The organism is Mesorhizobium sp. M1142 (assembly GCF_040318565.1).
Taxonomy (GTDB): Bacteria; Pseudomonadota; Alphaproteobacteria; order Rhizobiales; family Rhizobiaceae; genus Mesorhizobium.
Genome location: NZ_JAMYMK010000001.1, coordinates 42,284 through 57,635 on the forward strand (window position 1 = coordinate 42,284; position 15,352 = coordinate 57,635).

17 protein-coding genes are annotated in these 15,352 nt (G+C 61.9%); 7 read left to right on the plus strand and 10 right to left on the minus strand.

From position 1 onward, the window contains the following. Positions 1–100: 100 nt before the first annotated feature. Complete coding sequence (locus tag NKH42_RS00195) at positions 101–928, minus strand: ferredoxin--NADP reductase (protein ID WP_352507063.1); 828 nt, start codon at positions 926–928, stop codon at positions 101–103. 218 nt (positions 929–1,146) lie between these two features. Here NKH42_RS00195 and NKH42_RS00200 point away from each other — a divergent pair, with 218 nt between their 5' ends. Both NKH42_RS00200 and NKH42_RS00205 read left to right on the plus strand, forming a co-directional pair. Further along, the gene (locus NKH42_RS00200) at positions 1,147–3,231 is read left to right on the plus strand and encodes a hydantoinase/oxoprolinase family protein (protein ID WP_352751793.1); all 2,085 of its coding nucleotides are present in this window, start codon (positions 1,147–1,149) and stop codon (positions 3,229–3,231) included. Position 3,232: 1 nt separating this feature from the next. Further along, complete coding sequence (locus NKH42_RS00205; protein ID WP_352686240.1) at positions 3,233–4,975, plus strand: hydantoinase B/oxoprolinase family protein; 1,743 nt, start codon at positions 3,233–3,235, stop codon at positions 4,973–4,975. A 37-nt stretch (positions 4,976–5,012) separates the two neighbouring features. Here NKH42_RS00205 and NKH42_RS00210 read toward each other — a convergent pair whose 3' ends face one another. From NKH42_RS00210 to NKH42_RS00225, 4 genes are all read right to left on the minus strand, one after another. Further along, positions 5,013–5,669, minus strand: a complete 657-nt coding sequence (locus NKH42_RS00210; protein ID WP_352507060.1) for a methionine ABC transporter permease — start codon at positions 5,667–5,669, stop codon at positions 5,013–5,015. Beyond that, a complete protein-coding gene (locus tag NKH42_RS00215) occupies positions 5,650–6,747 on the minus strand; it encodes a methionine ABC transporter ATP-binding protein (RefSeq protein ID WP_352507059.1) in 1,098 nt (365 codons plus the stop codon). The genes NKH42_RS00210 and NKH42_RS00215 overlap by 20 nt, the downstream gene beginning before the upstream one ends. A gap of 100 nt (positions 6,748–6,847) precedes the next feature. Beyond that, positions 6,848–7,696, minus strand: a complete 849-nt coding sequence (locus tag NKH42_RS00220; protein ID WP_352686244.1) for a MetQ/NlpA family lipoprotein — start codon at positions 7,694–7,696, stop codon at positions 6,848–6,850. Between the two features lie 303 nt (positions 7,697–7,999). Continuing rightward, complete coding sequence (locus NKH42_RS00225) at positions 8,000–8,299, minus strand: DUF1236 domain-containing protein (protein ID WP_254815751.1); 300 nt, start codon at positions 8,297–8,299, stop codon at positions 8,000–8,002. 202 nt (positions 8,300–8,501) lie between these two features. Here NKH42_RS00225 and NKH42_RS00230 point away from each other — a divergent pair, with 202 nt between their 5' ends. After that, a complete protein-coding gene (locus tag NKH42_RS00230) occupies positions 8,502–9,290 on the plus strand; it encodes a DUF1236 domain-containing protein (protein WP_352686247.1) in 789 nt (262 codons plus the stop codon). A 117-nt stretch (positions 9,291–9,407) separates the two neighbouring features. On the opposite strand, the gene NKH42_RS00235 is transcribed toward NKH42_RS00230, so the two are convergent. Together NKH42_RS00235 and NKH42_RS00240 are read right to left on the minus strand one after the other, a co-directional pair. Continuing rightward, the gene (locus tag NKH42_RS00235; RefSeq protein WP_254815753.1) at positions 9,408–9,650 is read right to left on the minus strand and encodes a polymerase; all 243 of its coding nucleotides are present in this window, start codon (positions 9,648–9,650) and stop codon (positions 9,408–9,410) included. 233 nt (positions 9,651–9,883) lie between these two features. Next, positions 9,884–10,438: a DUF4142 domain-containing protein gene (locus NKH42_RS00240; RefSeq protein ID WP_352507057.1), complete on the minus strand. Its 555-nt coding sequence runs from the start codon at positions 10,436–10,438 to the stop codon at positions 9,884–9,886. A gap of 243 nt (positions 10,439–10,681) precedes the next feature. Here NKH42_RS00240 and NKH42_RS00245 point away from each other — a divergent pair, with 243 nt between their 5' ends. Beyond that, positions 10,682–10,906: a hypothetical protein gene (locus tag NKH42_RS00245; RefSeq protein WP_352701085.1), complete on the plus strand. Its 225-nt coding sequence runs from the start codon at positions 10,682–10,684 to the stop codon at positions 10,904–10,906. Positions 10,907–10,980: 74 nt separating this feature from the next. Here the strand turns inward: NKH42_RS00245 and NKH42_RS00250 are convergent, their stop codons facing one another. Beyond that, entirely contained in the window at positions 10,981–11,292 is a 312-nt protein-coding gene (locus tag NKH42_RS00250) for a hypothetical protein (RefSeq protein WP_352507056.1), read from the minus strand. A 309-nt stretch (positions 11,293–11,601) separates the two neighbouring features. Here NKH42_RS00250 and NKH42_RS00255 point away from each other — a divergent pair, with 309 nt between their 5' ends. Further along, on the plus strand, positions 11,602–11,766 hold the full coding sequence (locus NKH42_RS00255; RefSeq protein ID WP_023677107.1) for a DUF3309 family protein: 165 nt from the start codon (positions 11,602–11,604) through the stop codon (positions 11,764–11,766). 291 nt (positions 11,767–12,057) lie between these two features. Here NKH42_RS00255 and NKH42_RS00260 read toward each other — a convergent pair whose 3' ends face one another. Then, positions 12,058–12,255, minus strand: coding sequence for a hypothetical protein (locus NKH42_RS00260; RefSeq protein ID WP_254815757.1), 198 nt, complete (start codon positions 12,253–12,255; stop codon positions 12,058–12,060). Between the two features lie 498 nt (positions 12,256–12,753). Between NKH42_RS00260 and NKH42_RS00265 the strand changes: the two genes are divergently transcribed. After that, complete coding sequence (locus NKH42_RS00265; RefSeq protein ID WP_502896173.1) at positions 12,754–13,503, plus strand: Crp/Fnr family transcriptional regulator; 750 nt, start codon at positions 12,754–12,756, stop codon at positions 13,501–13,503. Positions 13,504–13,669: 166 nt separating this feature from the next. Next, complete coding sequence (locus NKH42_RS00270) at positions 13,670–14,197, plus strand: YciE/YciF ferroxidase family protein (RefSeq protein ID WP_254815759.1); 528 nt, start codon at positions 13,670–13,672, stop codon at positions 14,195–14,197. Positions 14,198–14,332: 135 nt separating this feature from the next. Here NKH42_RS00270 and NKH42_RS00275 read toward each other — a convergent pair whose 3' ends face one another. Then, complete coding sequence (locus NKH42_RS00275) at positions 14,333–15,331, minus strand: ATP-dependent DNA ligase (RefSeq protein WP_352507054.1); 999 nt, start codon at positions 15,329–15,331, stop codon at positions 14,333–14,335. Positions 15,332–15,352 lie beyond the last annotated feature (21 nt).

Sequence of the window (15,352 nt, forward strand, 5' to 3'; positions counted from 1 at the left end):
TTCAAGCGGTCATAGCGGAAAAAGACCGTCGAGGCAGCCGACTTTTGACCGTATGGTCAAAATCAGGGTCGCAAACCAGTAGACTCTGAACTGCCGCGTCTCAGCCGACGAAGGCGCGCTCGACGACGAAGCTTGCCGGATGATGCAGCGAGCCTTCCTGGAAGCCGTGGCTTTCAGCCAGCTCCTTGACGTCCTTGAGCATATGCATCGAGCCGCAGATCATGATGCGGTCGGTCTCGGGATTGAGCCTGTCGATGCCGAGATCGGTGTAGAATTTGCCCGAGCCGATCAGCGCGGTGATGCGGCCCATGCGCTCGGAGGTCTCGCGCGTCGTCGAATTATACAGCGTGACGCGGCCGCCGGTAAGCTCGCCGATCAGCGGATCGTTCTCCAGTGCGGCCACCAGTTCCTGGCCGTAGGTGAGCTCGGCATTGTAGCGGCAGGTATGGGTCAGGATAACCTGCTCGAACTTCTCATAAGTATCGGGATCGCGCAGCAGGCTGGCGAAGGGAGCAATGCCGGTGCCGGTCGAGATCATGAACAGGCGCTTGGCCGGCGTCAGCGCGTCGACCACCAGCGTGCCCGTCGACTTCTGCCGCATGATGACGGTATCGCCGATCTCGATTTTCTGCAGCTCCGAGGTAAGCGGGCCGTCCGGCACCTTGATCGAGAAGAACTCGAGTTCGTCGTCCCAGGACGGGCTGGCGATCGAATAGGCGCGGAACACTGGCTTCTCGGCATTGGGCAGGCCGATCATGACGAATTCGCCGGAGCGAAAGCGCAGCGACTGCGGCCGGGTGATGCGGAACGAAAACAGCCGGTCGGTATAATGCTTCACCGAGACCACGGTTTCGGCATAGACATTGGCCGGTATCGGGAACTGCAACGGCCGGGCGCCGGCTGTGTTGAACGCGGATGTGGTGTTCATCAAACCTAACCTTCTGGGCCGGCTCAGCGCCGGCGCCAAATCTCCACCTGCGCGCCCGAACCGGTCAGGTTCCAGCGTGCCGTTTGCACACTCCGAAGCGGTAAGCTCTTGTGTCCGGAATTTATTAGTATACAAACGATATTTGCGTCAAGACGCCGCCGTAAAACAGCTTTCCAAACTAAGGCATGTAGGCAGTTCGGGCATTTCGGGTTTCGACAATGGGACAGAATTTTTCGACGCAAGCGCTGGATTCGACTGGCAGCGTCGTCGCCGGCATCGATGTCGGCGGAACTTTTACCGACCTCCTTCTGATCGATGGCCGTGACGGTGGCCGGGTGCACATCGCCAAGACCCCGACGACAGTCGACAACCAGGCGTTCGGCGTCGTTTCGGCACTTGGCGCCACCGGATTTCCGGTCGACGGCATCGCCCTCATCGTGCACGGCACGACGACGACCACCAACGCGGTCCTGGAGCGCCGGCTGGCCAAGACCGGCATGATCACCACGCGCGGCTTTCGCGACGTCATCGAGCTTGGCCGGCGGACACGGCCGCAGGCCTATGGCATGACGGGCACCTTCGTCCCGATCATTCCGCGCAATCTGCGGCTCGAAGTGTCGGAGCGGGTCGAGGCCTCGGGCGCGGTGCGCATCCCGCTCGACGAGGCCGAAATGCGGACAGCGGTTTCACAACTGATCGCAGCCGGCTGCGAATCCCTGGTCATCCATTTCCTGCATTCCTATGCCAACCCGGCGCATGAGCGGCGCGCCGCCGAGATAGCGGCCGAGCTTTGGCCGAACGGCTACATCACGACAGGCCACGCCCTGCTTTCGGAAGCGCGCGAATTCGAACGCGGCGTGACCGCTTCGGTCAACGCTTCGGTGCAACCGATCCTCGAACGCTATGTCGAGCGGCTGCGCAAGGAGCTGGCGTCAAAAGGCTACGCCCGCGACTTCCTGATCATGAACGGCAATGGCGGCATGATCTCGGCCCGCTTTGTCACACGTGAGTCGGCCAAGACCGTCATGTCCGGCCCCGCTTCCGGCGTCATTGCTGCCGCCTATACCGGCAAACGCGCCGGCTTCGAAAACCTGGTCACCTACGACATGGGCGGCACCTCGACCGACGTGGCGCTGATCCGCAACGCCGAGCCGGCAGTGTCGAACGAGATCGAGATCGAATATGCGATGCCCATCCACGTGCCGATGGTGGCGGTGCATGCGGTCGGCGCCGGCGGCGGCTCGATCGCCCGCGTCGATGCGGCCGGCCTGATCCAGATCGGCCCGGAAAGCGCCGGCGCCAATCCCGGGCCAATCTGCTACGGACGCGGCGGCTTGGAGCCGACCATCACCGACGCCAATCTGGTGCTCGGCAGGCTGGCGCCGAAGAAGCTGCTCGCGGTGGAAAACCCGGTCACCGTCGAACGGGTCACCGGCATATTCGAGGACAGGATCGGCCGCGCCACAGGCTTGTCCGGCGTCGAAGCGGCGGGTGCGGTGCTGCGGCTCGGCAACGTGAAGATGGCCGGCGCCATCCGCATGGTCTCGGTGTCGCGCGGCCACGACCCGCGCGATTTCGCGCTGTTCGCCTTCGGCGGCGCCGGTCCGCTGCATGCGACGGCATTGGCGCGCGAACTAGGCCTGCCGAAAGTGCTGGTGCCGGCGCGGCCGGGCATCACCAATGCTCTCGGCTGCGTCGTCGCCGATCTGCGCCATGATTTCGTCAACACGGTCAACCAGCCGGTGGCCGGTCTCGATGAAACCCAACTCTACGAGATATTGGAACGGCACCGAAACGAAGGCGAGGAGCTGATCGGCAAGGAAGCGGTGAAGCCGGAAGCAATCCGTGTCACGCATTCCGCCGACATGCAGTTCATCGGCCAGACGCATATCATCAACGTGCCGCTGCCCTCGTCTGCGGTGACACGCCAGGTACTGCAGCAACTGTTCGAGAGTGCCTATTTCGCCCGCTTCAAGGTCGAGCTACCGGAAATCCGCGCCAATCTGGTCAACCTCAACACGTCGGTCACCGGCGTGCGGCCGACGATCGATCTGTCCCGGCTGATCGACCCGGCTGGGCGCGCCAAAACGCTCGAAGAGGCGCGGCGCGAGATCCGGCCGGTCTGGTATGGCGGGCGCTGGTACGATACGCCGGTCTACAGCAGGGAAAAGCTGCCGCTCGACGCAGTCATCATGGGGCCGGCGATCCTCGAACAGATGGACGCTACTACCGTGCTCGAGCCCGGCGACCGGGCGCGGTCGGATGCCGACGGCAACATCATCATCGATATCGGTGAGGCCTGAGATGGCGCAGCTCGACACTATTACGCTTTCGGTCCTCCAGGCGGCCCTGCAGCAGGTCTGCGACGAAATGGACCTGACGTTTTCGCGCGCCGCGTTCTCGCCTGTTATCGCCGAGGCCAATGACCGTTCGGATGGCATCTATTCGGCGCTCGATGGTTCGCTGATCGCGCAAGGCAGCCAGGGTCTGCCGGTGTTCGTCGGCGTCATGCAGTATTCGACCAAAACGGTGATCGAGATGATCGCCGACGGACGCTGCCTGCCGCCCGAGCCGGGCGATATCTACATCGTCAACGATCCCTATCTCGGCGGCACCCATCTGATGGATGTGCGCTTCGCCATGCCGGTCTACCGGGACGGGAAGATCTTCTGCTGGCTGTCGAACACCGGCCATTGGCCCGACATTGGCGGTTCGGTGCCGGGCGGCTTCTCCGCCTCGGCAACAGCGGTCGAGCAGGAAGGCTTGCGGTTGCCGCCGGTGAAACTGTTCAAGAAGGGCGTGCTCGACCCGGAGATCTACGCCATCATCTGCTCGAACATCCGTGTCGCCGACCAGCGCATTGGCGATATCCGCGCACAGGCGGCGGCACTACTGATCGGTCAGGACAGGCTCAACGGAATGCTGGATCGTTACGGAGATGAAACGGTTGTCGAAGCGATCGCCGAATTGCGGCGCCGCGCCGCTGAACAGATGCGCGTCAACATATCGGCCATTCCCGACGGGATCTATCGTTCGCAGGCCTTCGTCGATTCAGACGGCGTGGTAAACGAGCCGCTGATCATCGCGCTGGCAGTCGAGAAAAAAGGCGACACGCTCAGCTTCGACTTCTCGGGCTCATCAAAACCCTGCGCCGGGCCGATGAACAGCGTTTTGGCGACGACGTTGTCCTCGGTCTATCTCGCTATGCGCCATATTTTCCCAGATGTGCCGATCAGCGCCGGCGCCTTCGAACCGCTGATCGTCAAGCGGCCGGAAGGCACCTTCCTCGACGCCAAATATCCACGCCCTGTGTCGGGCTGCGCAGCCGAGGTTTCGCAGCGCATCGCCGAGGCGGTGTTCGCAGCGATGGTGCAGGCGCTGCCGGACCGGGTGACGGCGGCTCCGGCCGGCTCCAGCGGCAATTTCGCGCTCGGCGGCAACGATCCGGCGCGCGGCCGCGACTACGTCATGTACCAGATTTCCGGCGGCGGCTATGGCGGCAACGCCGATCACGACGGCCTGACCAATGGCTGCTCGACCATAGGCATCTCCAAGTCGCCGCCGGTCGAAATCATGGAGCAGGCCTTCCCGGTGCTCTACCGCCACTATGCGCTGCGGGAAGGCTCCGGTGGCGCCGGCAAGCATCGCGGCGGTTTCGGGCTCGCCTATGAGGTGGAAATCCTGCGCGGCGATGCACGTGCCTCTTTCGTCATGGACCACGGCCGCTTCGGCCCGCAAGGCGCGCTCGGCGGCAAGGACGGCGCGGTCAACACGGTCGCCGTGTTCCGCGACGGCAAGGAACATGTGCCGCCGCACCTGTCCAAGGAGCAGGACATCGCGTTGAAAGCCGGCGACCGCGTGCGCGTCGGCACGCCGGGCGGCGGCGGCTATGGCGATCCGTTGCAGCGGGACGCCGATCTGGTGGCGAGGGATGTCGCGCTGGGCTATTACACGCCCGCAGAAGCCGCCGAAAGGTTCGGGGTCGCTCTCTCGGCGGATGGATTGGGGATCGACCGGGCAGCCACGGAAAAGAGGCGCGCCGGATGACGGCGCGGCATCGGATTCCCTCATTTGCGGCCAACGATCAGTTGCGGTGATCCAGCCTCGCGACCAGCCGGTCGCCGGCCCACTGGATGCCGCAGACCAGGACGACCAGGACGATGACCACGGCGATCATGACTGACGTTTCGAAGCGCTGGTAACCGTAGCGGATGGCGAGGTCGCCGAGCCCGCCGGCGCCGATGGCGCCGGCCATCGCCGAGGCGCCGATCAGCGTCACCAGCGTCACCGTGAAGCCGGCGACGATGCCGGGCAGCGCTTCCGGCACCAGCACCTCGCGAATGATCGTCCAGCGGTTGCCGCCCATGGCGCGCGCCGCTTCGATCAGCCCGTGGTCGACCTCACGCAGCGACACTTCGGCGATCCGGGCATAGTAGGGCGTCGCCGCGATCGACAGCGGAACGATCGCTGCCCAGGTGCCGATCGAGGTGCCGACGATCAGCCGCGTCACCGGGATCAGCGCAACCAGCAGGATGATGAAAGGCACAGAGCGGAAGCCGTTGATGACAGCGCCAAGCGCGCGGTTCACCCACAGGTTTTCGGCGATGCCGCCGCGGTCGGTGGCGACCAGCGCCAGGCCGAGCGGCAGCCCGAAAACCAGCGAGATGAGGCCGGAGGCGGCCGTCATCAGGATCGTTTCCCAGATCGAACGGACGAGAAGCTCAAACAGAACCGGCGACATGGCCAAGCACCTCCACCCGCGCTTGGCGGGCTTTCAAGAACGCGATCACCTCTGCCAGGTGAGCTTCATTGCTGCCGGCGACCGCAACGAACAGTGTCCCGACCGGCTGCTGCTGGACGTGATCGATGCCGCCATGCACGAGGCGGAACGAGCCGGGAACTGCCGAGGCAAGATCGGACAAAAGCGGGCTTCGCGCGGCCTCACCGGCCACGTCGATCCTGAGGATCGCCTCCACGCCGGCGTTCCGCGTTAGCCGGCTTGCGATCTCTGCCGGCAATTGCGGCCGGATGCCGCCGAGCAGGCTCTGCGTGATCGCCGACTTGGGGTCCGCAAAAACCGACCAGACCGGGCCTTGCTCGACGATCCGCCCAGTGTCGATCACCGCGACACGATCGGCGATCGAACGGATCACCTCCATCTCGTGCGTGATGAGCAGGATGGTCAGGCCGAGCTGCCGGTTGATGTCTCTGAGCAAGGCAAGGATGGAGCGCGTCGTCTCCGGGTCCAACGCCGAGGTCGCTTCGTCCGACAGCAGCAGCGCCGGGCGCGCCGCAAGCGCCCGGGCAATGCCGACGCGCTGCTTCTGCCCGCCCGACAGCGACGCCGGATAGGCTTTCGCCTTCTCTGACAGGCCGACAAGCTCGAGCAGCTCGGCGGCGCGCGCCAGGCGTTCGGCCCTGGGCCGGCCTTCGATCTTGAGCGGCAGCGCTACATTGTCTTCGACCGTCTTGGCGGACAGCAGGTTGAAATGCTGGAAGATCATGCCGATGCGCCGGCGCAGCGGCTGCAATTCGCGCTCGCCGAGCCGGCTGATGTCGCGGCCTTCGATGAAGACCTGTCCTGAATCCGGCCGCTCCAGGCCGTTCAGGCAGCGTATCAGCGTCGACTTACCGGCGCCGCTACGGCCAATGATGCCGAGGATCTCGCCCTGGCGCACGCTGAGCGACACGCCGTCCAGCGCCGCTGTCGCGCCGAAACGGCGCTTCAGCTCGATGAGGCGCACGACATCGTTCGATCCCGCGGAGCGGCCGCCGACGGGATGCGTGACTTCGGTGACCGAGGCGAAATGCTGGTTCATAAAAGTTCCTGTATTGGTGTCCCGCAAACGCGATCGCGGTCCGCGTTGAAGCGCGGACCGCTTTATCATGCCGGGCTTCAGCGCCCAGTTGAGCTTGGCATCAATAGGCGCTGATGCCGGTTCCCTTGTAGACCCGGTCGAATTCGGCCTTCACCTTTTCGTTCTGATAGGAAGCGACCAATGTCTTTACCCAGGGCTGGTTTTCATTGCCGGCCTTGACCGCGATGAAATTGCGATAGGGATTGTCGGCCACCGCCTCCTGGGCGATGCGGTTCTCCGGTGTGAGGCCGCTTTTAAGCGCCCAATCCGTGTTGACTACGGCCCCGTCGAGGTCTTCCACCGAGCGCCCGACGATGCCTGCGTCCAGCTCCTTGATGACCAAGTGCTTCGGGTTTTCGGCGATGTCGGTGGTCGTCGCCAGAATGCCGGTGCCTTCCCTGAGCTTGATCAGATGTTCGCTCTGCAGGACGCGCAGTGCGCGGCCCTCATTGGACGGGTCGTTCGGCACGCCAATGACCGCGTCTTCGGGCAGGTCGGCAATATTCGCGTACTTCTTGGAATAAAGGCCGATCGGCCAGACCCCGGTATAGCCGACCGGGACGATGTGATAGCCCTGCGTCTTGATCTGGTTGTCGAGATAGGGCTTGTGCTGGAAGGCGTTGGCGTCGATTTCGCCACGCTCGAGCGCTTCATTCGGCTGGGTATAGTCGTTGAACACCACGGTCTCGATCGTCAGGCCCCTCTCCGCCGCCTGGGCGGTGACGACGCGCCAGACGTCCTCGTCCTCGCCGCTCATGATGCCGACCTTGACCGCCGTCTTGTCCTCGGCGAACGACGGCGCAGCAAGGCTGACAATCGCAACCGCTGATGCAAGAAGTACAGCGAAGCCGGCGCGCCGGCTTATAGTTGCCGAGAAGAATTGAAGCGAAGTGTTGGTGTTCCCAGGCATGGTCAATCTCATCGGTTTTGCAATCGTTGCGGCCAGGCGGAATGCGAAGCCTTGCGGGCATCATCGGAAATGCTGATCGCCAGATCAAAGAACAGTATTTCACACCAGATGAGGAGCCGGGAATATTCTCTCAAAGTTTCTGGCCTGGCGAGCACAGGACCCTGCCGCCTGGCGTGGTGACTCGCTATGTGGCCCGCCGTGCGTCGGAACGGCGGGCCTTTCTGCGTCGGAATGCCCAACAAGTGCAGCAGTCTGTCGACAATGCTGGACGCGCCGCATGTCCCTTCAAAGCGACGCGCTTGTTCACTCGATGACCTTCACGATCCTGCGCGTGCCAGGATCGACCAGGACGGTCCGATTGTCGACGACGACGTAGCGGTATTTGACGCTGGGAACTTCATGAAGCTCGACGGTATCGGGCAGTGTCGAGCCGACATTGAGCTCCACGCCGGGAAGCTGGACGGACGCCAGAGGCTGCTTTTTCACATACTCGCGTACGATCGTCTCCTGCTGCGGTTCGATGACCACGTCCTGGGCCGCAGCGGCGCCAACACCCGCAAGCAGCAAGAACCCAGCCGCAGCCGCGGAAAGATGCATTCTCATGATCGTCTCCTTTCGTCGTGAGCCACCTCTGCGCTGCGCCGCGTCATGCCGTTCGCAGCGGGGTCGCTAGGTCGGTAACGTCACCGGGCAAAGCTTGTTCCGCCGCTCGGATCGCTTGCCGTTTCGCTCGGTTAATTTGGAACAAAGTTTTTTAGCCGCAGTTTTACGCGGTGAAGGGACGCATTTTCCAAGGAGATCTCTCATGAAAGGCGTTCTGATTACCAGCATGCTAGCAATCAGCGTCAGCTGCGGAGCGGCACTTGCCCAGACGCAGCAGTCGACCGACGACCAGTCCGGCGCCAATTGCGCAGCCGGCACTGCCAACTGTCCAAATGGCGCAAAGATGGGCGAGCAGGCCCAGGGCAAGGCCGGCGCTACGACTGAACAACAGGCGCAGGGCAACAAAAAGCTGAAGACCGACGAGCAAGCCCAGGGCAAGGCTGGCGCTACGACTGACCAGCAGGCTCAGGGCAAGCCGAAAATGAAGACCGACGAGCAAGCTCAGGGCAACGCTGGCGCCACGACTGACCAGCAGGCCACGGGCAACACCAAAATGAAAACCGACGAGCAGGCCCAGGGCAAAACCGGAACCACCACTACCGAGCAGGCCCAAGGCAACACGAAAATGAAGACCGAGGAGCAGGCTCAGAGCAAGACTGGGACCACGACCAGCGAGCAGACTCAGGGCAACGCCTCTACGCAGACGCAGGACCAGAGTTCGACCGCTTCCATCAGCAATGTGACCGTTGAACAGAAGACAGAAATTACCCAGGTCATCAAGGAAACGAATGTCCAACCGGTTTCCAATGTCGATTTCGACATCTCTGTCGGCGTCGAGGTTCCGCGAAAGAAGGTCCGGCTGCATCGTCTGCCGGCGCGCATCGTCAAGATCGTTCCGGCTTACGAATCCTATGAATATTTCGTGCTGGCCGATGGCCGGATCGTCATCGTCGATCCGAATACCTACAAGATCGTGCTTATCCTGACCTAGTTGTAGCCGGACGGTTTGCAAGACCGTTTGATTGCACCGGTAAGCCCGCGGCGCGACTTGCGCGGCGGGCCTTACCGCATCCCGCTCCACAGCGTTGCAGCGTCTGCAAATCGCAGATCACGGTCCGTCCTCGGGGCGAGGAGCCAGCATGGTCTGATCGATGGTGTCGGGCAGGCATGGACTTGGAGCGCACCTTGTTCGGAATGACGCGGTGGCCATGGCATCAATATTCGGGACCAGCACCATTCTCGCGTAGTGCCGCGGCCACAGCGGTTCTCCAAACAAGATGAAGATGCCGCCAACCATCAGCGCCAGCAACAAGAGCGCCGTTGCGTTTGCAAATATCTCGCCGTAGCGCATGGTAACCTGTCCCGGCCGGAAATCGATTCAGCCTGTGACAGCGGCAATCGGAACGGCGCCGAAACCCAGCTCTACTGCCCTCGGCGCCTCGCGAATGCCGCCTCCCATTGGATCCTCCCGGGAATAGGCCAAGTGAATAACGGCACTCTCGGTACTTTGTTCCCGGGGCCGACGACAGCCGCTCCCTTCAAGCCCGGCGTCTCCGTTGGCGAAACCGCTGGCGGTCGTCGCCCTCATTGATGCGCGGCAGCGAGATCCTTCACGTGACGTTCGTGCATTTGCAGCACCGGCAGCGTCTTTTTGGCAAATTCCTTCATCGCCGGATCGTCGCCGGAATTTGCGTAAGCGGAAAACAGCGCCACCGCTTCCTTATGCGCCTGGGTCTGCATGTCGATGTATTTCGATTGGAAGCTGTCCCCGCTGGCCTCCTTGAGTTGGTCGAGCAGCGCCTGGTGCTTGGTGTCCAGCGGCGGGCCGGCTGGCGCGGTGGCCGAAGTCGTCTGACCCTTGCTGAGCGCCGCCTTGAACTCCTCGTCGGCCTTGGTGTGGTCCGTGACCATTTGCGCCGCGAAGGCTTTTACGTCGTCGGCCTTCGCCTGCGTCTGCGCAAGTCGGCTCGATTCGATTTCGAATGTATTGGCGATGGGCACCGTCTTGACGAACGTCGCAGTGTCAACCTTGCTCATGGTGTCGGTCGTTAGAGGCGTCAGCGTCGCCGATTGGGCAAAAGCAACCAAAGGCGCGCCGGCCATCATCGCTGCCGCAGTGATGGATAGAAGTGTTTTCATGGGAGCTCTCCGAGGCTGATGTCATCCCTCGATGGCTCAACGCGGAAGCTGCAGCGAGGTTGCCTGGTCGTGGCGCCAGAGCCGCCGCGACGCCAGACAATAGTTTGGAAACGCAAAACAAAGGACGCCGGCTGCGTCCCGCAAATTGCAACGCACGCGGCGAGATCGTACGCAATCGTACAAGCTCTTTCGCTTTGCCGCGGTCTTGCTATCGTTGGCCGGGAGAGATGGGTGGAGGCTTCCGTGGGGCAGATCAAGTCGCCGCTTGGTATGGATACCGACAAAGCCATTCATACCGTCATGGCCGACTACCATTCCGGCGATATTCTCTCGACCACCGTCGTCATAGCCGATTTGCGCAGACGCTTTCCCTGGTTCCGGCAAACCGACGAGGAGCTGGTTGGCTTCATCGTTCGCGCGTTGGACGGTCGGGAGATCGCGGTCAGTTTTGACCACCGCGGCCGTTAGGCGCTAATTTGCGGCAAAAACCAACAGGCCGCGGAGCCTATGCTCCGCGGCCTGGTGCTGTGATCACCGGGCGCTTACTTGCCGCAGTGGTTGTCGTTCAGCGTCGGGGCCATCGTGCCAGGAGCCTTGCCGGTCGCATCGGGCAGAGCCCCCTGCGGGCCTGGCGGGCAATTCCGGTCGGCATTCGAATTCGTCGTTGAGAAATCGCGAATGCTGTTGGTGATGGTCGAATCCGTGCCGCTGTCAGGGCCGCCATTATCCGGGACCACGATCGTCCGCCCGCTGCCGTCGGTAGCGTCTCCGGAGGGATCGCCGACGTTCTGGGCCATCGCTGACGTGGCCAGACCGATCGTAAGCGCGGAAGCTGCGAGAATTTTCGTGAACATGATGCTTCTCCTTTTTACGAGGGTCGTCGCGTTGCGACTAAGAAAACAACCGTTCGGGCGGGCGAAGGTTCCGACAAATTCCCCATGAATTTCAGCATGTTCTCAGGTGTTCAAGGCGGCCGCCATGCCATTCTCTGCAGGCATGCATCTGTGGACTTTTCTGACGGCACGGCCCGGCATTTTGCTTGCCGCATGAGTGTACGCCTTACCGTCCCGCCGGAACAGGAATGCTCCTTGCGAGTTCATACCTTTGTACAATGCGACGCGCTGATGCGAATGGCGGCAGCGCAAACAAGGAGAGCAGACATCATGGGCCTTGGAACCATTCTCATCATCATCTTGGTCCTTGCCTTGCTTGGCGGCTTCAGCGGCTTGGGCGGCGGACCGTTCTATGGCACCGGCTATTACGGTGGTGGCGGCCTCGGCCTGGTGCTGCTTATCGTCATTATCCTGGTCCTGCTTGGGCGCATTTGAGGCATGTCGCGCAAAAGCATGCCCCCGGGCTTGACCCGAGGGTGTGCAGCGGTTTTGTGATAACGACATGCATAAAACAGGAACCTAAAGTGCATCGCATGAGGCCGGTCAAGCGCGACACGCGTTAGTGTCACGCTCGCGACAAAAACGCCTGCCGCCTGGTAATAAGCGCCGGGCGTTTTGTCGTGAAAAGACAAGATTCCAAGTATCCTTGGCAAACCGGGGCCCTGGCCAGAAAGGGCGACTCGGTGCCGAACCTTTCGGCGCCGAGGACGCCACCATAGCAGCAGCTTAGTGTTGGCGATCGGCGGCCAGCGCTTCTTTCAGATCGGCGCTGAGCACACCCTCGTTGAACAGCGACATGATACGGGCTGCCAACCGCTCGCGGACAGGACTGTCGTCCGCAACACCCAACTCGCGGCAGCAGTCGTCGAGCGCTTTTCTCAGCACGCTCAGTTCGGCTGGAGTTGCTGCACCTTGCATCGACATGCCATCCTCCCTTGAAAAGGGCGAAAGCGCGAAGCGTCTTTCTAGCGTCCACTCGCCATGCCTGTGTGGACGACTCCAATTCAATTAGCGCCGCTCTCGTCCAAACTCAATGTACAGAAATTACCAAGCAGACAGTTTGGGAACGACTGTCTCGCACCTGCATTGTTGCTGCGATCCAACCCACCCTCATTTGGATCACTGGGCGTAGCCCACGACGCCCGAATGGAGCCCGTTGCATCCCTCGCGACGGGCTCTTTTGCGCCCGGCGATCTCAATTGTCGTTTTCGTACCAAACCGTCTTTGGTACGTTTCCGACTCTAACTTTCAGTCGGATGTTTTCGTAGGCAAGCGGCAGGAGAACTGCCGTGCATCGATTCATTTTTTTATTTAGTAGGCTCCATACCTTTCAGTGCTTATATAAGCGCTATCGTTCGCAGGTTATACCGGGCGCGGACGGCTGGGAGATAAAAAAGCTCTTGCCCTGTTTTGGGCCCAGCTATGTCTGATCCAGCAACTTCCAATAAGAATCCATATTCCAATAGAAATCCATACAAAAACAAGCTGTTGCGCCGAATGAGCGCCGGCGATTTCGCATCTCTCGAGCCGCACATCGAGCGCTGTTCGCTGGAGTTACGGCAATCGCTCGAAGTGTCCGGATCGCCGATCGAGGCCATCTATTTCCTCGAGGAGGGTATCGGTTCCGTGGTTGCGAAAATGCCGAACGGCAGCGATGCGGAAGTTGGCCTTGTCGGCTTGGAAGGTATGACCGGCTCGGCCCTGATAATGGGCGACGACCGTACGGTCCATGATTGCTATGTGCAGCTGGCGGGAGAAGCCGCCAAGATCGACGCCGAGCCGTTCAAAGCGGCGCTGACACAAAGCCCGACGCTGCGGCTGTTCTTGCTGCGCTACGTGCAATATCTGCATGTACAGACTGGCTTTACCGCGCTGGTCAACGCGCGATCGAAACTTGAAGACCGGCTGGCGCGCTGGCTGCTCATGTGTGACGATCGGGTGGACGGCGGCCGGCTGACGATCACTCACGAATTCCTGTCGATCATGCTTGGCGTAAGACGCCCGGGTGTCACGGTCGCGCTGCAGCTGCTTGAGGGGCGAGGGCTCATCCGGTCCCGCCGCGGCGAAATTATCATCCGCGACCGCGATGGTCTCGTCGCACTGGCAGATGGCGGCTACGGCTTGGCCGAGGCCGAATACACCCGCCTGTTCGAGCATATCGGCGAGCGCTGACGGCGCTTTCCTGGCCGATTGCTGCCGCAGGTCGAGCCCTTGCGACACCACACGCGGGTCGGAAAAATTTTCAAAGCTCCCGTCGCTTCAGGGAACTTGTTTCCCGTCGGAGGGTTATCGGACGCCTCCACTTTGCGAGGCGGCACCAACCATTCGGGAGAGGATCATGGCGACCACGAAAAAGGCCGCGAAGGCGGCAAGCAAGGGCCTTGAGGATCTGTTCCTCGACGGGCTCAAAGACCTCTACTACGCCGAGAAGAAGATACTGAAAGCGCTGCCCAAAATGGCCAAGGGCGCGGAGTCGGAAGAAGTGACCGCCGCTTTCGAGAAACACCGCATGGAAACCGAAGGACATGTCGACCGCCTCGAGGAGGTGTTCGAGAAATTCGGCAAGCCGGCCCGCGGCAAAACCTGTCCGGCGATTGACGGCATCATCGAAGAGGGCTCGGAAATGCTCGAGGAGTATAATGGTGCTCCCGCGCTCGACGCCGGGCTTGTCGGTGCGGCGCAAGCTGTCGAACATTACGAGATCGCTCGCTACGGCACTTTGATCGCGTGGGCGGAAGAACTTGGCAAGAGCGACGTTGTCGAGCTGCTCAGGGCAACTCTCAAGGAAGAGGTCGCGACCGACGAAGCGCTTTCCAAGCTCGGCGAAAGCGGTGTCAACGAACGCGCAATGCAAGAAGCCGCTTGATTTCAAAACCGCAACCGAGCCTCGGAAATGTTGCCAAGGCTCGGTTGGCCGCGGCGAACCGGTGAATTTTGCATTGGTCCGTCATGAACGATAGAGCGGGCAGCTAGAGCCTTGAAGCGGTGCCTCGGAGCGGACTTACTCGATCTGCTCGAACGTGCATTGCCGGGGCTCCTTGTCCGGCCGCCAGCGCAACAGCTTTGTCCCGTGCCGGAACCGGTCCCCTGTCACATGGTCGAACCGAACCTCGACCACCAGTTCAGGCTTTATCGGTTCCCATTGTCCGCTCCGCTCCGTGCTCCAGCGGCTTGGTCCGCCCGGCGCCTTGCCGGTGAAACCCGGTTTGGCCCGCAGTTTTTCCAGCCGTCTGGTCAATGCTGCCCTGTCGTCCTTGCCGATGGTCGAGGTGAACCCGACATGGTCCAGCCTGCCTTCGTTATTGTAGAGGCCAAGCAGCAGGGATCCGACTTCGTTGCTGCCGGCGAGATAGCGAAAGCCGCCGACCACGCAATCCGCAGTGCGCAGTCGCTTGACCTTGACCATGGCGCGCTCGCCGGGCCGGTATGGCCCGGCTATCAGTTTTGTAACAACACCGTCGGTGGAGCCGTGGCCGGCGCCCTGCAGCCAGCGCTCGGCGGTGGCGGCGTCGTGCGTATATTTGGACAGGTGCAGTTCGGGCCGTGCCGCCGTCGCGACAAAGGCCTCAATCGCCTGCCTCCTGGTGGTGAGAGGCTCTTCGATGATGATCCTGCCGCCGGGTTCGGCCAGCATATCGAACAGGACCAGCCTGGCGGGCGTCTCAAGGCTCAACTTGCGGATCCTGCTTTCGGCGGGATGAAGGCGCATTTGCAGGGCCTCGAACGAGGACGATCCGTCGACCTCGATGACGATCTCGCCGTCGGCAACAAACCGTCGCGAGCGCACATCGCGCAGCACCCCGACGAGCTCGGGAAAATAGCGGCCGAGCGGCTTGCCCGATTTTGCACGCAGATCGACGGCATCGTCGCCCTTGAACACGAGGCAGCGAAACCCGTCCCATTTCGGCTCGTATTGCCAAAGCCCGTCGTCGCCAGGAATTGCATCGGCGGCTTTGGCTTCCATCGGACGAAGGTCGAGCGGCAACGGAAATGCGGTCATGGCTGGCCCGCGCCGCCGCTA

What these genes read in the sequence shown, in the direction of transcription:
- NKH42_RS00235 (WP_254815753.1), bottom strand. Translation starts at nt 9,650, where the DNA reads ATGCGCTACGGCGAGATATTTGCAAACGCAACGGCGCTCTTGTTGCTG.
- NKH42_RS00220 (WP_352686244.1), bottom strand. Translation starts at nt 7,696, where the DNA reads ATGCCTGGGAACACCAACACTTCGCTTCAATTCTTCTCGGCAACTATA.
- NKH42_RS00260 (WP_254815757.1), bottom strand. Translation starts at nt 12,255, where the DNA reads ATGTCGATGCAAGGTGCAGCAACTCCAGCCGAACTGAGCGTGCTGAGA.
- NKH42_RS00215 (WP_352507059.1), bottom strand. Translation starts at nt 6,747, where the DNA reads ATGAACCAGCATTTCGCCTCGGTCACCGAAGTCACGCATCCCGTCGGC.
- NKH42_RS00195 (WP_352507063.1), bottom strand. Translation starts at nt 928, where the DNA reads ATGAACACCACATCCGCGTTCAACACAGCCGGCGCCCGGCCGTTGCAG.
- NKH42_RS00250 (WP_352507056.1), bottom strand. Translation starts at nt 11,292, where the DNA reads ATGTTCACGAAAATTCTCGCAGCTTCCGCGCTTACGATCGGTCTGGCC.
- NKH42_RS00210 (WP_352507060.1), bottom strand. Translation starts at nt 5,669, where the DNA reads ATGTCGCCGGTTCTGTTTGAGCTTCTCGTCCGTTCGATCTGGGAAACG.
- NKH42_RS00225 (WP_254815751.1), bottom strand. Translation starts at nt 8,299, where the DNA reads ATGAGAATGCATCTTTCCGCGGCTGCGGCTGGGTTCTTGCTGCTTGCG.
- NKH42_RS00200 (WP_352751793.1), top strand. Translation starts at nt 1,147, where the DNA reads ATGGGACAGAATTTTTCGACGCAAGCGCTGGATTCGACTGGCAGCGTC.
- NKH42_RS00205 (WP_352686240.1), top strand. Translation starts at nt 3,233, where the DNA reads ATGGCGCAGCTCGACACTATTACGCTTTCGGTCCTCCAGGCGGCCCTG.
- NKH42_RS00240 (WP_352507057.1), bottom strand. Translation starts at nt 10,438, where the DNA reads ATGAAAACACTTCTATCCATCACTGCGGCAGCGATGATGGCCGGCGCG.
- NKH42_RS00255 (WP_023677107.1), top strand. Translation starts at nt 11,602, where the DNA reads ATGGGCCTTGGAACCATTCTCATCATCATCTTGGTCCTTGCCTTGCTT.
- NKH42_RS00275 (WP_352507054.1), bottom strand. Translation starts at nt 15,331, where the DNA reads ATGACCGCATTTCCGTTGCCGCTCGACCTTCGTCCGATGGAAGCCAAA.
- NKH42_RS00270 (WP_254815759.1), top strand. Translation starts at nt 13,670, where the DNA reads ATGGCGACCACGAAAAAGGCCGCGAAGGCGGCAAGCAAGGGCCTTGAG.
- NKH42_RS00265 (WP_502896173.1), top strand. Translation starts at nt 12,754, where the DNA reads ATGTCTGATCCAGCAACTTCCAATAAGAATCCATATTCCAATAGAAAT.
- NKH42_RS00230 (WP_352686247.1), top strand. Translation starts at nt 8,502, where the DNA reads ATGAAAGGCGTTCTGATTACCAGCATGCTAGCAATCAGCGTCAGCTGC.